This window comes from Streptomyces sp. NPDC004031 (genome assembly GCF_053604375.1).
The window spans coordinates 123648-139274 of sequence record NZ_JBSGHL010000007.1; the positions used below are offsets into that span (position 1 = coordinate 123648).

The window sequence follows — 15627 nt, forward strand, 5'->3', positions numbered from 1 at the left end:
CGCCGTCGTCGTGCGACCGGGCGCCGCGGCGTCAGATCTCGAAGACCTCGTTGACCAGCTCCTCCTGCTGCGCCTGGTGGCGCTTGGCGGAGCCGACCGCGGGGGAGGAGGACGCCGGGCGGGAGACGCGGCGGAGCCGGTCCGCGTTGTCGGGGGCCGCGCCGAGCAGCAGGTCCAGGTGGTCGATCAGGTTGAGGGCGATGAAGGGCCACGCGCCCTGGTTCGCCGGCTCGTCCTGCGCCCACACGAACTTCTGCGCCTTCGTGTACGGCGCGATGGCCGCCTGGATCTCCACGCCGGGCAGCGGGTACAGCCGCTCGATGCGGATGAAGGCCACGTCGTTCGCCCCGCGCTTCTCCCGCTCCGCGACGAGGTCGTAGTAGACCTTGCCCGAGCAGAAGACGACCTTGCGGACGGCCTCGGGGTCGACCGAGTGGTCACCGATGACCGGCTGGAACGAGCTGTTGGTGAAGTCCTCGGCCTTGGACGCGGCCGCCTTCAGCCGGAGCATCGACTTCGGGGTGAAGACGATCAGCGGCTTGTGGTGCGGGTTGTGCACCTGCCAGCGCAGCAGGTGGAAGTACTGCGCCGGGGTCGTCGGGACGGCCACCGTCATGTTGTTCTGGGCGCACAGCTGGAGGAAGCGCTCGATACGGGCGGACGAGTGGTCCGGGCCCTGGCCCTCGTAGCCGTGCGGCAGCAGCAGCACCACCCCGGAGGTCTGGCCCCACTTCTGCTCCGCCGAGGAGATGAACTCGTCGACGATGGTGGCCGCGCCGTTGACGAAGTCGCCGAACTGCGCCTCCCACATCACCAGCGCGTCCGGGCGGGCCAGCGAGTAGCCGTACTCGAAGCCCATCGCCGCGTACTCGCTGAGCAGCGAGTCGTAGACGTTGTAGCGGGCCTGGTCCTCGGACAGGTAGAGCAGCGGGGTGTAGTCCTCGCCGGTCTCCCGGTCGATGATGACCGCGTGCCGCTGGCCGAAGGTGCCGCGGCGCGAGTCCTGGCCGGCGAGCCGGACCGGGGTGCCCTCCAGCAGCAGCGAGCCGATCGCCAGCGTCTCGCCCATGCCCCAGTCGATCGTGCCGTCCTCGACCATGGCCGCGCGGCGCTGGAGCTGCGGCAGCAGCCGCGGGTGGACGGTGACGTGCTCGGGGATGTTGACCTGCGAGGCCGCGATGCGCTTGACGACCTCGGAGGAGACCGCGGTCGGCACCGACACCGGGAACTGCGACTGGTTGCCGGACTGCTCCTGCTCGGACGGCGCGGCGGTGGCCTCGCGGACCTCGGTGAAGACCTTCTCCAGCTGGCCCTGGTAGTCCTGCAGCGCCTGCTCGGCCTCCTCCAGGGTGATGTCGCCGCGGCCGATGAGCGACTCGGTGTAGAGCTTGCGCACCGAGCGCTTCTTGTCGATCAGGTCGTACATCAGCGGCTGGGTGAAGGCCGGGTTGTCGGACTCGTTGTGACCGCGCCGCCGGTAGCAGATCAGGTCGATCACGACGTCCTTGTTGAACGCCTGGCGGTACTCGAAGGCCAGCCGCGCCACGCGGACCACGGCCTCCGGGTCGTCGCCGTTGACGTGGAAGATCGGCGCCTCGATCATGCGGGCCACGTCGGTGGCGTACATCGACGAGCGGGCCGACTCCGGGGCGGCGGTGAAGCCGACCTGGTTGTTGATGACCACGTGCACGGTGCCGCCGGTGCGGTAGCCGCGCAGCTGCGACATGTTGAGCGTCTCGGCCACGACGCCCTGGCCGGCGAAGGCCGCGTCGCCGTGCAGCGCGATGGGCAGCACGGTGAAGTCGGTGCCGGCCTTGTTGATGATGTCCTGCTTGGCGCGGGCGATGCCCTCCAGGACCGGGTCGACCGCCTCCAGGTGGGAGGGGTTCGCGGCGAGCGAGACCTTGATCTGCTCGCCGTCCAGGCCGGTGAAGGTGCCGTTGGCGCCCAGGTGGTACTTGACGTCGCCGGAGCCGTGCATCGACTTCGGGTCGAGGTTGCCCTCGAACTCGCGGAAGATCTGCGCGTACGACTTTCCGACGATGTTCGCCAGCACGTTGAGCCGGCCGCGGTGCGCCATGCCGATGACGGCCTCGTCCAGCCGCGACTCGGCGGCCGCGTCGATGACGGCGTCCAGCAGCGGGATGACCGACTCGCCGCCCTCCAGCGAGAAGCGCTTCTGGCCGACGTACTTCGTCTGCAGGAACGTCTCGAAGGCCTCCGCGGCGTTCAGCCGGCGCAGGATGCGCAGCTGCTCCTCGCGCTCGGGCTTGGCGTGCGGACCCTCGATGCGGTCCTGGATCCACTTGCGCTGCTTGGGGTCCTGGATGTGCATGAACTCGATGCCGACCGTGCGGCAGTACGAGTCGCGCAGTACGCCCAGGATGTCGCGCAGCTTCATGAGCGACTTGCCGGCGAAACCGCCGACGGCGAACTCCCGCTCCAGGTCCCACAGCGTGAGGCCGTGCTCCAGGATGTCCAGGTCGGGGTGCTTGCGCTGGCGGTACTCCAGCGGGTCGGTGTCGGCCATGACGTGGCCGCGGACCCGGTAGGAGTGGATCAGCTCGAAGACCCGCGCGGCCTTGGTGACGTCGTCGTCGTGCGCGGTGTCGATGTCCGTGCGCCAGCGGACCGGCTCGTACGGGATGCGCAGCGACGCGAAGATGTCGTCGAAGAAGTCGTTCTCGCCCAGCAGCAGCTGGCTGATGATCCGCAGGAACTCGCCGGAGGCGGCGCCCTGGATCACCCGGTGGTCGTACGTGCTGGTCAGCGTCATGACCTTGGAGATGCCGAGCTTGTTCAGGGTGTCCTGCGAGGTGCCCTGGAACTCCGCCGGGTAGTCCATCGAGCCGACGCCGAGGATCATCGACTGGCCGGGCATCAGACGCGGCACGGAGTGCACGGTGCCGAGGCCGCCGGGGTTGGTCAGCGAGGCCGTGACGCCCTGGAAGTCGTCCATCGTGAGCTTGCCCGTGCGGGCGCGGCGCACGATGTCCTCGTAGGCCTGCCAGAACTCGAAGAAGTTCAGCGTCTCGGCCTTCTTGATGGCCGCGACGACGAGCTGGCGGTCGCCGTTCGCCTTGACCAGGTCGATGGCCAGGCCCAGGTTGACGTGCTCGGGCTTGACCAGGGTCGGCTTGCCGTCCTTCTCCGCGTAGGAGTGGTTCATCGACGGCATCGCCTTGAGCGCCTGCACCATGGCGTAGCCGATGACGTGCGTGAAGGAGATCTTCCCGCCGCGGGCGCGCTTGAGGTGGTTGTTGATGACGATGCGGTTGTCGAACAGCAGCTTCACCGGGATGGCCCGCACCGAGGTGGCGGTGGGCAGCTCCAGCGACGCGCTCATGTTCTTCGCCACGGCGGCCGCGGGGCCGCGCAGCGTCTGGAACTCGGTCGCGGTGGCGGCGTCTGCCGGGGCCGCGGCGGCGGCCTTCGCGGCGGGCGCGGGCTTCGCGGCAGGAGCGGCGGGCGCCGGGGCGGCCGGAGCCGGCGCGGCGGGGGCCGCGGGCTGCGCGGGGGCCGGAGCCGGAGCCGGGGGCTGTACGGGCGCGGCGGCGGCCGGGGCCGGCGGCGCCGCGGGGACGGCGGCGGGCGCCGGAGCGGCGTTCGCACGGGCCGCGGCGCCCGAGGCGCCGCCCTGGCCGGCGGGGGCCGCCGGAGCGGCGGAGCCGTCCGGCTTGTAGTCGGCGAAGAAGTCCCACCAGGCTCGGTCTACCGAGTTCGGGTCCTGGAGGTACTGCTGGTAGATCTCATCGACCAGCCACTCATTGGGGCCGAAACCCCCTGCGGGGCCCTCGCCCTGCGCTTCGTGGTCGGTCGTGACACTAGAGCTATTGGGGGACTGTGGCGACACGGCGGCAACCGCCCTCTTCCGCTTCACAAGATGGTGGACAGCGGAAATAAAGGCTACGCCTACCTGGCCCTGCGTCGCAGGCCCGGGGGCCAGTCGTCGTGTACGTCACACCGAAAATCTGGTTTCGGAGCCCTTCATGGCGGGAAATTGGTCCCTCTTGAGGGTTGTCCGACCGGAAGTGGCCGCTGTGCCCGGGATGAACGTCACATGAACTGCGGGCACCGCCGGGGCAAGGCCGTCAAGGCGTCGCCGTTCCGCTACCCGGAAGAGTCACATGTATGCGGCAACCACGGGGTGATTCGGCCACCTGGATCCGGCCGCCGTGCAGGTCCACCGCCCAGCGCGCGATGGCCAGCCCCAGTCCCGTCCCCCCGTCGCCGCCCGGCTGGGAGCCGCGGTGGAAGCGCTCGAAGACCCGTCCCCGGTCCGCCTCCGGGATGCCCGGACCCTCGTCCACGACGTCCAGCTCCAGCGACCCCGGCGCCGCCCCGGCCCGTGCCCGTACCGTTACCCGGCCGCCCGGCGGGCTGTGCTTGACCGCGTTGTCGACGAGGTTGGCCACCACCTGGTGCAGCCGCTCCCCGTCCGCGTACGCGACCAGGCCCGGCGGTGCGACGTCCAGGTGCAGCGGCACGTCCGCGCGGGCCCGGGAGCGCGAGCCGCCCGAGCCCATGCCCAGGCTCGCGGTCTTCAGCACCGCCGACAGGTACGGCCACACCTCGAACCGCTTGGCGTCCAGCCGCACCGCCCCGCTGTCCAGCCGCGACAGGTCCAGCAGCTGGCTCACCAGCTTGCCGAGCCGCTCGGTCTGCTGGAGCATCAGCCGCATCGTCTCCGGGTCGGCGGCCGACACGCCGTCCACGACGTTCTCCAGCACCGCGCGCAGCGCCGCGATGGGCGTGCGCAGCTCGTGCGAGACATTCGCCACCAGCTCCTTGCGGTGCCGGTCGGCCGCGGCGAGGTCGGCGGCCATCCGGTTGAACGTCTCGGCCAGCTCGCCGACCTCGTCCCGGCGTGTCCTGGCGACCCGGCGGCTGTAGTCGCCGCCCGCCATGGCCCGCGCGACCGCGGTCATCTCGCGCAGCGGCGCGGTCAGGTTGTCCGCGACGATCTGGGTGATCAGCAGCGAGGCGATGATCGAGAAGATCGTGATGACCCGCAGCCCGGTGGCCGAGCGGATCGCCACGAACACCAGGCCGGTGGTGATCAGCACCGACACCAGCACCAGCGCGGCGAGCGCGGCCTTGATCGAGCGGAAGGGGTCCCAGGGCCGCAGCGCCTCCCACGCCTGCCGCCACCAGCGCCGCAGCACCCCGCCCGGTCCGGCGGGCACCGCCTTCGCGCGGCTCGTCACCCCCTCACCGCGACTCACGCCGACGGCGTCTCCAGCGCGTACCCCACGCCGTGCACGGTACGGATCCGGTCCGCGCCGATCTTCCGGCGCAGCGCCTTGACGTGGCTGTCGACGGTACGGGTGCCGGACGCGTCGGCCCAGTCCCACACCTCGGCCAGCAGCTGCTCGCGCGACAGCACCGCCCTGGGCTGCTGGGCCAGGCACACCAGCAGCTCGAACTCGGTCGGGGTCAGGTGCACGTCGGCGCCCGCGACGCGGACCCGGCGCTGCGCGTGGTCGATCTCCAGGTCGCCGAGCTGGATCGCGGCGCCGCGCGGGCTGTGCGCGGCCGTCGCCGCGCGCTCCATCCGGCGCAGCAGCACATGCACCCGGGCGGCCAGCTCACGCATCGAGAACGGCTTGGTCATGTAGTCGTCGGCGCCCACCCCGAGGCCGACGAGCATGTCGGTCTCCTCGTCCCGCGCGGTGAGCATCAGCACCGGCACCGGCCGGTCGGCCTGCACCCGGCGGCACACCTCGTGGCCGTCGTAGCCCGGCAGCATCACGTCCAGCACCAGCAGGTCGGGCTGCCAGGAGCGGGCGGCCTCGACCGCTGCCGGGCCGTCGCCCGCGGTGCGCACCTGGAAGCCCTCGGCTTGCAGGCGGGCCGCGATGGCCTGCGTTATCGTCTGGTCGTCCTCGACCACCAGCACCCGGCGCTGCGCGCCGGTCGTCTGCGTGCCGTCCACAATCCGCCCCATAAAATCGTCCTGGCTATCCGGCAGCGTACGGGGCGGGGCGCCGCCGTGACCATCACACCAGCGCCGCCCTAAGCCGCCCGGTGTGCCAGGTGCACGACATCCGGCACCCCGCGGGCCACCGGAATCTCCAGGGTGCGAACCCGTTCGAATCCTGCCGACCGCAGCGCGTCCTCGAACGCGGCCGACGGCTGCGCCGACCACACTGCGAGGACGCCGCCCGGTGTCAGCCGGTTCCGGCATGCGTCGAGGCCGCTGGGACTGTAGAGACTGCCGTTGTTCTCCGTGACTGTCCAGTCCGGCCCGTTGTCGATGTCCAGGCACAGCGCGTCGTACGGCTCCCCGCCGCCGTGCAGGTGGGCCAGCAGGTCCTCCAGCACCAGCGTCACCCGCGGGTCGCCGAGCGCGCCCGCGGAGTACACCGCGAGCGGCCCCTCGCGGTGCCACGCCACCACCGCGGCCTCGCGCTCCACCACCGCGATCCGCCCCCAGTCGGCCTCCGCCGCCCTGGCCAGCGAGAACCCGACCCCGAGCCCGCCCAGCAGCACGCTCGGCGCGGGCCGCCCGGCGAGCGCGTCGAGGGCGGCGTCCACCAGCAGCCGCTCGGAGCGCCCGTCGGAGGTGTCCATCAGGAAGCAGCCGTTCGCGATGATCTCGTACGTCCCCGCGCCGCCCCGGTACCGCAGCGCCAGCTCCCCGGCGACACCCTCCCGCCGGTCCAGCACGGTCACCGTCTCGTCCTCAAGCATCCGTCCACCTTAGGCCGTGCCCGGCTCCAGGCCCGCCAGCGACGGGGGCAGCGGATCCAGGTGCAGCACGCCGAGCCGCTGGGTCGCGCGGGTCAGGGCCACGTACAGCTCCGCCGCGCCGCGCGGGCCGTCCGCGAGGATGCGTTCGGGGGCCACCACCAGCACCGCGTCGTACTCCAGGCCCTTGGTCTGCGACGGCGGCACCGCGCCGGGCACCCCCGGGGGGCCGATCACCACGCTGGTGCCCTCCCGCTCCGCCTCCGCCCGCACGAACGCCTCGACCTGCGCGCCCAGCTCCGCCGCCGTGACCTGCCGGGCCCACGGGCGCACCCCGCACGCCCGCACCGACTCCGGCGGCCGCACACCCGGCGCGAACTCGCCCAGCAGCGCGCCCGCGACCGCCATGATCTCGGCCGGTGTGCGGTAGTTCACCGTCAGCGAGCGGTAGAGCCACCGCCCCGGCGCGTACGGCTCCAGCGCCGCCTCCCACGACACCGCGCCCGCCGCCGAACGCCGCTGCGCCAGGTCGCCGACCACCGTGAACGACTTCAGCGGGCAGCGCCGCATCAGCACCCGCCACTCCATCGCCGACAGCTCCTGCGCCTCGTCGACCACCACATGGCGGTAGGTCCACTCCCGGTCCGCGGCCGCGCGCTCGGCCAGATCCCGCGTGTCGACCTCCTCGAAACGCGTCGCCAGACCCTCCGCGTGCACCAGGTCCTGCGCGAGCAGGTGGTCCTCGTCGTCCATCAGGTCGTCCCGCCGGTCCAGGGCCATGATCTCCAGCACGCCCGCCGCGTACTCCGCCTCCTCCCGCCGGGCCTGCTCCGCCGCCCGCGCCGCGGCCCGCTCCGCCGCCGGGTCCTTCCCCAGCAGATCGACCAGCTCGTCCAGCAGCGGCACGTCCGACACCGTCCAGGCGTCCCCCTCGGCCCGCAGCAGCGACTCCGGCGCGCCCGCCGCCCGCAGCCGCCGCGCCGACCCGTACAGCTCCGCGAGCACCTGTTCCGGGGTCAGCACCGGCCACAGTGCGTCCAGCCCGGCCATGAACACGTCGTCGTCCAGCAGTTCCTTGAGCATGTCCGCCCGCAACCGCTCCCACAGCGCCCGGTCCGAACGGTCCAGCCACTCCCGCCCGGCCTTCCCCACCGCCCGCTCCGACAGCGCCCACGTCACGACGTCCCGGAAGACCTCCCGGGCCTCGTTGTGCGGCCGCCCGCTGTCCCGCGCCTCCTGCCGCGCCCACTCCGCGACGGCCGCGTCCAGCCGCACCGTCACCCCGCCCAGCTCCACCGGCAGCGGCACGTCCGGCACCCGCTGCCGGTCCGCGACCGCCGCCGCCAGCACCTCCAGGATCCCCAGCGAACCCTTCGCCACCGCGACCTGCGGCTCCGCCTCCTCCGCGGTCACCGCCAGCCCCGGCACCAGGTCCCCGGTCGTCATGAACACCACGTCCGACTCGCCCAGCGACGGCAGCACCCGCCCGATGTGCTCCAGGAACGCCGGGTTCGGCCCCACCACCAGCACGCCCTGCCGCTCCATGCGCTCGCGCTGCGTGTAGAGCAGATACGCCACCCGGTGCAGCGCCACCACCGTCTTGCCGGTGCCCGGCCCGCCCTCGATGACCAGCACGCCCGGGTGATCCAGCCGGATGATCCGGTCCTGCTCCGCCTGGATCGTCGCGACGATGTCCCGCATCCCCGGCCCCCGCGGCGCGTTCACCGCTGCCAGCAGCGCGGCGTCCCCGCCGCTCGCGCCCTCCACACCGCCCAGCACCTCGTCGGTGAACCCCGTCAGCTCCCGCCCCCGCGCGTGGAACTGCCGCCGCCTGCGCATGCCCTCCGGGCTCGCCGCCGTCGCCGTGTAGAAGGCCCGCGCCGCCGGAGCCCGCCAGTCCAGCAGCACCGGCTCATGAGCCTCCCCCTCGTCGAACAGCCCCAGCCGCCCGATGTACGCGGCCCCGCCCTCCACGGCGTCCAGCCGCCCGAAGCACAGACCGCTGTCCGCGACGTCCATCCGCCGCACCTCGCGCGCGAGCTCGCGCACCGCGACGTCCCGCTCCACGGCGGTCCCGCCGTGCTCCTTGAGCGCGATGTCGTGCGCCGCCTTGGCCCGCGCGCGGCGCGCGTCCAGCCGCGCGTAGAGCGCCTTTACGTAGCCGCGCTCGTCGTCCAGCTCCGTGTCATAACCCTGACGTGCCGTCACGTGCTCCCCGTCCGCCTTGCCGAATCCGCCCACGGCGGAGCATTCTGCGACAAGGTGGGGGCCTTGCGGCAAGCCCCCCACTCCGCTATACGTTTATTAACGGCGGGAGTCCCGCCTGCCCCCTGCGTTGTCGGCTTCCCGCCGCGGGGGTGCCCGCGGGTGTTTCCCACCCCCACCACCCGTGCAGGTAGTAGCGACAGTTGCGGTCCCCCTGCGGGGCGCATTCGCCGTCGGGGGCGAGCCGCAGTCCCTCACGCATCCACCCCCGCCCGGCAGGCAGTCGCCAGTCCGGCCGGAGGGGGACGGTGCGGGGTGCCCCCGCAGGAATGCGCTGGGAGTGCCTCGCCAGCTCGGTAAGAGGGTGAAGGCGCATTCCGAGGAGGTGCTCCGTGCCGGCACCCGACCCACCCCCCGGACAGAAAGCGCGATGCCCCGCCGGGTGACACCAGGGGCGCGTGGGGGCACCTCCCAGGCGGAGCCTGGGGGAGAACTGCGCGACAAGCCCCCACGTAGGGAAGATCGCGACGCCTACCGCAACAGGCACCCCCGGAGCGTCCTCACGCCGCAGCCCGCGGCGTCTTCTCCCCGTGGACGGCGACGTACTCGGACGCCAGCCACGGAGCCAGGTCCGTGAGGAGGAAGCCGAGGTCCGCCGGGGCCCCGGACGGGGAGAGGGCGAGCTCAGCCGCCCGGCGCATCTGCTCACCCCGCGCGGGGTAGTAGCCCGCGAACGCCGCGGCCTGCTCGCGCAGGGAGCTGGTCCAGCCGCCCCACCGCGGCATCACGAGCGTGAACCCCGTCCGCACGATCCGCCTGGCCACGCCCCGGCACAGCACGCGGCGCTCCGCGTCCGACGTGGTGGCGGCGAACCGTTCGGCCCAGTCGGGGAGGGCGAGCGCGAGGTCGCCGTTGGTCTCCCGGGCGAGCAGCCCGTCCGGCCGGTACCGCGGCAGCGCGTCCGCGAGGTCCGGCCCGAGCAGCGGTGTGCACAGGCAGGCCACGAAGAACCCGAGGTCGTGCCGTTCCAGCTCGCTCAGCAGCGTCCCGGTGTCGAAGAGCAGCAGTCCGACGCCGTCGACGACGGGGAAGCGCGCGTCGAGGTCCGCGGCGAGCGCTTCGCCGGTGGCGCGGTCGGCCGCGGTCGGCGGGTCGTGGAGGACGACGACGAGGTCGAGGTCGGAGATCCCGGCGCGCGCGGTGCCCCGGGGAACGCTGCCGTAGACGTACGCGCTGTGCAGCCGCCCGCCCGGGTACGCGGCCGGGACCCGCTCGCGTACCGCGTCGAGCAGCGGCGCGAACTCCGGCTGGACCCGCGCGAGCGAACCCTCGCGCAGGATCGTCCCGTCGGGCCCGAGGCCCACACCGTGTCCGAGAGGTTCCATGCGCTCCAACCTATGCCGGGGCGCAAGCGCTTTTCGCAGGTCACGGAGTCCTCACCCGCCCAGCGCAGCCGATCGCCGAGAGCGAACACGTTCCCGGGAACACCGGGGACCCTCCGTGCATTGAGCCTCATGTACTCAACTTGCTTGCCCGAGGAGCGATCATGCCGATTGAGTCTGTTCCTTCCAACCCCGCCGGTTCGACGCTGACGCTGCCGGTCCTCCCGCTGGACGGCGAGGTCGTGCTGCCCGGCATGGTCGTGCCGCTCGACCTCACCGATTCCGAGGTCCGTGCCGCCGTGGAGGCGGCGCAGTCCGCGCACCGGACGGGGGCGGCGGGCAAGCCGCGCGTCCTGCTGGTGCCGCGGATCGACGGCACGTACGCGGGCGTCGGGACGCTGGGCACCGTGGAGCAGGTCGGCCGCCTGTCCGACGGCGATCCGGGCGCGGTCATCAAGGGCCGTACCCGGGTGCGGATCGGCGCGGGGACGACCGGGCCGGGTGCCGCGCTGTGGGTCGAGGGCACGGTCATCGAGGAGCCGGTGCCCGCCGAGTCGCCGGGCACGGTGGCCGAGCTGATGAAGGAGTACAAGGCGCTGGCCACGAGCTGGCTGCGCAAGCGCGGCGCCTGGCAGGTGGTGGACCGCGTCCAGCAGATCGAGGACGTGGGCCAGCTCGCCGACAACTCCGGCTACAGCCCCTTCCTGACCGCCGAGCAGCGCGTGGAGCTGCTGGAGACGGTGGATCCGGTGGCGCGGCTGAAGCTCGCCGTGCAGTGGCTGCGCGACCACCTGGCCGAGCAGGACGTCGCGGAGACGATCCGCAAGGACGTCCAGGAGGGCATGGAGAAGCAGCAGCGCGAGTTCCTGCTGCGCCAGCAGCTGGAGGCGGTGCGCAAGGAGCTGTCCGAGCTGAATGGTGAGCCGGACGACGAGGCCGGTGACTACCGGGCCCGTGTCGAGGCCGCCGACCTGCCGGACAACGTGCGCGAGGCCGCGCTGAAGGAGGTCGAGAAGCTGGAGCGGTCCTCCGACGCCTCGCCCGAGGGCAGCTGGATCCGCACCTGGCTGGACACCGTCCTGGAACTGCCGTGGAAGGTCACGACGGAGGACACGTACGACGTCGCGGGCGCGCGGGCGGTGCTGGACGCCGACCACGCGGGGCTGGACGACGTCAAGGAGCGCATCACCGAATACCTCGCGGTGCGCAAGCGCCGGGCCGACCGGGGCCTGGGCGTCGTGGGCGGCCGCCGCGGCGGCGCGGTGCTGGCCCTGGTGGGCCCGCCCGGGGTGGGCAAGACCTCGCTCGGCGAGTCCGTGGCGCGGGCGATGGGCCGCGAGTTCGTCCGGGTCGCGCTCGGCGGTGTCCGTGACGAGGCGGAGATCCGCGGCCACCGCCGTACGTACGTGGGCGCGCTGCCCGGCCGTGTGGTGCGGGCGATCAAGGAGGCCGGGTCGATGAACCCGGTGGTGCTGCTCGACGAGATCGACAAGGTCGGCTCCGACTACCGCGGCGACCCGGCCGCGGCGCTGCTGGAGGTACTGGACCCGGCGCAGAACCACACCTTCCGCGACCACTACCTGGAAGTCGAGCTGGACCTGTCCGACGTGGTCTTCCTGGCCACCGCGAACGTCCTGGAAGCCATCCCCGAGCCGCTGCTGGACCGGATGGAGCTGGTCCGGCTGGACGGCTACACCGAGGACGAGAAGGTCGTCATCGCCCGCGACCACCTGCTGCCCCGGCAGCTGGAGCGCGCGGGTCTGGACGCCGAGGAGGTGACGCTTGCGGAGGAGAGCCTGCGCAGGCTCGCCGGCGAGTACACCCGCGAGGCCGGGGTGCGGAACCTGGAGCGTACGGTCGCCCGCATCCTGCGGAAGATCGCCGCGCGGCACGAGCTGGGCGAGCAGGAGCTGCCGTACACCGTCGGCCCGGACGACCTGCGCGGCCTGATCGGGCGCCCGCACCACGTGCCGGAGTCCGCGCAGGATCCGCAGGAGCGGCGCACCGCGGTGCCGGGTGTCGCGACGGGCCTGGCCGTCACGGGAGCGGGCGGTGACGTGCTCTACATCGAGGCGTCGCTCGCCGACCCGGAGACGGGCGGGTCCGGGCTGCAGCTCACCGGCCAGCTGGGCGACGTCATGAAGGAGTCGGCGCAGATCGCGCTGTCCTTCCTGCGCTCGCACGGCGCCGAGCTGGAGCTGCCGGTCGGCGACCTGAAGGACCGCGGGGTGCACCTGCACGTCCCCGCGGGCGCGGTGCCCAAGGACGGCCCGAGCGCCGGTGTGACGATGACGACCGCGCTGGCCTCGCTGCTGTCCGGCCGCCGGGTGCGGACGGACGTGGCCATGACCGGCGAGGTGTCGCTGACCGGCCGGGTGCTGCCGATCGGCGGGGTCAAGCAGAAGCTGCTCGCCGCGCACCGCGCCGGGATCACCACCGTGGTGATCCCCAAGCGCAACGAGCCCGACCTGGACGACGTGCCGGCCGAGGTCCTGGAGGCCCTGGACGTCCACCCGGTCGGCGACGTCCGGCAGGTGCTGGCGCTCGCCCTGGAGCCGGCCGCCGCGGACGTCCGCACGGTGCCCGTGGCCGCCTGACGGCGGGTGACGGCGTGTGACGGCCGTGTGGCCCCTTCCCCGCGCGGGGAAGGGGCCACACGGCCGTGCGCGGCCGGGCTCAGCCCTTGGCGTAGGCCTTCACACGGTCCAGGGCGCCGTTGAACTTGTTCTGGTCGCCGGGGAAGGTGCCGGTGTCGGCCCACTGCCAGAAGGTCTGGTAGCTCCACCCGGCCGGGAGCGTGCCGATGGTGCTGGAGTAGCGGGCGATCCACAGGGCGTTGTGCGCCGCGAAGGCGCCGCTGTTGCCCGTGCAGGTGGTCCACCAGCTGGTGGACGTGTAGATCGTCGGGTAGCGGCCCGTCTTGGCGTGGTATTCGTTCGAGAACGACTGGATCCAGCTCACCATGCCGCTCGCGGACTTCCCGTAGCAGCTGGCGCCGTACGGGTTGTACTCCATGTCCAGCGCGCCGGGCAGCGTCTTGCCGTCCGCCGACCAGCCGCCGCCGTGCGCCACGAAGTAGTCGGCCTGCGCCGCGCCGCTCGACACGTCGGGCAGCGCGAAGTGGTAGGAGCCACGGATCATGCCGACGTTGTACGAGCCGTTGTACTGCTGCGCGAAGTACGGGTTGGTGTACGAGGTGCCCTCGGTCGCCTTGACGTACGCGAACTTCGCGCCCTTGGACCAGGCGCCCGACCAGTTGACGTCGCCCTGGTGGCTGGAGACGTCCATGCCCGGGGTCTGGGTGACCTTGGAGGCGGACACGACCTTGGAGTCGCCCGCGGCGTCGGCGCCCTCGTGGATCTTGATCTGCGAGCCGAGCCAGTCCAGGTCCGGGTGGGTCATGTGGCCGGAACTCGCCGCGTGGGCCGTCCCGGGGGCGGCGAGAACCAGCGCGGACATGGTGGCGAGGAGTCCGGTGAACAGCGTGAGCCTGGCCCGGACCGAGCCGTTGCCGTGCATGACGGAGAGATCTCCGCGGGACATGCGTGCCTCCAGGTGGGGGACTCGTACGTGCGGCGCTACGCGCGGGGAAGGGGTCCTGTGACCGTCGTCGGTCTACTCCTGCGAAATACTTGACGGGCTGCGGAAACAACCGGGTGTGAGGACAACTCTCAGGCGTGGAAAGCGGGAATGCTGTGACCGACGCGCGCAATGCGGCAGATGCGGCAGATGCGACGGGAACGGACGCGTCGACGGAGGCCCTCGAACGCGAGCTGACCGTCCTCTTCCGGCGGGCCCGCGCGGCCTCGGGCGAGCTGGCCGCCGCCGTCCACCCCGACCTCGAACCCGCCGCCTACGGGCTGCTCGTCCGGCTGCACGAAGCGGAACCCGAACGGGCCACCGACCTCGCCTCCTACTTCGGGGTCGGCAAGGCGACGATGAGCAGGCAGCTGCGGGCACTTGAGGCGCTCGGGCTCGTCGCCCGCGAGCCCGATCCCGCCGACGGGCGCGCCTACCTGATGAGCCTCACCCCGGAGGGCCGGGCCCGCTTCACCCGCGTCCGCGACGCCCGCCGCGCGGTGTACCTCCGGCAGCTCGCGGCCTGGGCCCCGTCCGACCGCGCGGACCTCGCCCGCCTCCTGCACGCCCTGAACGAGTCCACGGCGGACATCCTCTGAGCGGTCCCCCATCCGGGGGAGACCACCTCCGCGGGGGGCTCAGAGCTCGAGCAGCAGCGCCGTCGCGTCGTCGAACGGCTTGCCGCGCGGGACGGCGGTGCCGTCGGCGTCCGCGGACTCGGCGGCGCGCACGCGGGCGAGGAGGCCTTCGGGGCCGCGGTCGCGCAGCAGCGCGAAGGTTCCCGCCCAGTCGTCGAGGTCGAAGACCTCGACCCCCCGCGCGGCCCCGTCGCTGAGCGCGGCCAGCGCCCGCAGCGCGGAGAGCGGTGTGCGCCCGGTCACCGCCTTCCCGGCGACGGCCGGATCCGCGGCGGCGGTGTAGAAGCCCCCCGGCAGGTTCCGCAGCGGGGCGACCCGGCGGCCCGCGGCGCGGAGCCGGTCGATGCGGTCGTCGAGGACGGCGGTCACCTTGCCGTCGGTGTCCTCCAGGAGCAGGACCGAGTCCGAGAGGACGAGGTGCTCCAGCTCGGTGGCGTCCCACCGCACCGCCACGACGGTGGCTTGCGGCGTCAGAGGGTGAGAAAGGTCACACGTGCCCCGGTGGGCATCCGCCGTCACGCGGATGGCGTCGGACAGACACTCCGCAAGCGTCAGATCGTGTCGCGAAACGGACAGTTCCAGCAGGTGGCCGCCGAGGCGGGCGGTGAACCAGGGGACGGAGTGCACGCAGTTTCCGTTGTCGGGCGGCGGAGTGACCCCGTCCAGTAGCACCATTGCCCCGCCGTGGCCCCCGGCGGGCATCGCGGCCGCCACGAAATCCTCGTTGGGCGCCCCGGGTGTTCCCGGCGCGGTCGCCGTCTCGATTCGCATGTCGTCCAGTGTGCGCGACGCGTGAGCGCCGCCCCCGGCAGGGCGCGGGCGGCGGCCCGGTGTGCCCGGCAGGCAAACCGCGGCGGGGTGCCGCCCCGCGGGCGCCGGGCCCGTGCGGGCCGCGGTGGCACCGGAGCGTGCCCGGCAGGCAAACCGTCCGGCGGCGGGCCGGAAGCGGAAGCGGCGGCCGCGGAGGCGGACGGGCCGTCAGGACCCGGCAGGGGAGGGCATCCTGGCAGAGACGGGGTCCGGCGCGCCAGTACGGCCGGGATACGGGTGGGGCTGGTGGGCAACTCGGGGCGTGTGCCGGGTTGTCCGCCGCGACACCCGTGCGATTCACTCGTTCGGGTGTCCGGAGGAGG

The 15627-nt window shown here is 72.8% G+C and carries 10 protein-coding genes; 2 read left to right on the forward strand and 8 right to left on the reverse strand.

From position 1 onward, the window contains the following. Nucleotides 1-31 precede the first annotated feature (31 nt). The 6 genes from ACWERV_RS06455 to ACWERV_RS06480 all read right to left on the reverse strand — a co-directional run bounded on the left by ACWERV_RS06455 (nt 32) and on the right by ACWERV_RS06480 (nt 10280). Entirely contained in the window at nt 32-3853 is a 3822-nt protein-coding gene (locus ACWERV_RS06455) for a multifunctional oxoglutarate decarboxylase/oxoglutarate dehydrogenase thiamine pyrophosphate-binding subunit/dihydrolipoyllysine-residue succinyltransferase subunit (RefSeq protein ID WP_452929515.1), read from the reverse strand. 238 nt (nt 3854-4091) lie between these two features. After that, on the reverse strand, nt 4092-5165 hold the full coding sequence (locus tag ACWERV_RS06460) for a HAMP domain-containing sensor histidine kinase (RefSeq protein ID WP_398183434.1): 1074 nt from the start codon (nt 5163-5165) through the stop codon (nt 4092-4094). A gap of 56 nt (nt 5166-5221) precedes the next feature. Next, nucleotides 5222-5947 (reverse strand): response regulator transcription factor, encoded by a 726-nt coding sequence (locus tag ACWERV_RS06465; RefSeq protein ID WP_031522433.1) that lies wholly within the window; start codon nt 5945-5947, stop codon nt 5222-5224. Between the two features lie 68 nt (nt 5948-6015). Then, on the reverse strand, nt 6016-6693 hold the full coding sequence (locus tag ACWERV_RS06470; RefSeq protein ID WP_452929519.1) for a spermidine synthase: 678 nt from the start codon (nt 6691-6693) through the stop codon (nt 6016-6018). Between the two features lie 9 nt (nt 6694-6702). Then, complete coding sequence (gene helR / locus ACWERV_RS06475; RefSeq protein WP_452929522.1) at nt 6703-8898, reverse strand: RNA polymerase recycling motor ATPase HelR; 2196 nt, start codon at nt 8896-8898, stop codon at nt 6703-6705. A 557-nt stretch (nt 8899-9455) separates the two neighbouring features. Further along, nucleotides 9456-10280 carry a nucleotidyltransferase domain-containing protein gene (locus ACWERV_RS06480; protein ID WP_452929525.1) on the reverse strand — a complete coding sequence of 275 codons (825 nt, stop codon included), beginning with the start codon at nt 10278-10280 and terminating at the stop codon, nt 9456-9458. A gap of 161 nt (nt 10281-10441) precedes the next feature. Between ACWERV_RS06480 and lon the strand changes: the two genes are divergently transcribed. Further along, complete coding sequence (lon, locus tag ACWERV_RS06485; protein WP_452929528.1) at nt 10442-12874, forward strand: endopeptidase La; 2433 nt, start codon at nt 10442-10444, stop codon at nt 12872-12874. Nucleotides 12875-12953: 79 nt separating this feature from the next. Here the strand turns inward: lon and ACWERV_RS06490 are convergent, their stop codons facing one another. After that, complete coding sequence (locus tag ACWERV_RS06490; RefSeq protein WP_452929531.1) at nt 12954-13820, reverse strand: lysozyme; 867 nt, start codon at nt 13818-13820, stop codon at nt 12954-12956. A gap of 152 nt (nt 13821-13972) precedes the next feature. On the opposite strand from ACWERV_RS06490, the gene ACWERV_RS06495 reads away from it, so the two are divergent. Beyond that, nucleotides 13973-14455 carry a MarR family winged helix-turn-helix transcriptional regulator gene (locus ACWERV_RS06495; protein ID WP_398183137.1) on the forward strand — a complete coding sequence of 161 codons (483 nt, stop codon included), beginning with the start codon at nt 13973-13975 and terminating at the stop codon, nt 14453-14455. A 39-nt stretch (nt 14456-14494) separates the two neighbouring features. On the opposite strand, the gene ACWERV_RS06500 is transcribed toward ACWERV_RS06495, so the two are convergent. Then, on the reverse strand, nt 14495-15265 hold the full coding sequence (locus ACWERV_RS06500) for a hypothetical protein (RefSeq protein ID WP_452929534.1): 771 nt from the start codon (nt 15263-15265) through the stop codon (nt 14495-14497). Nucleotides 15266-15627 lie beyond the last annotated feature (362 nt).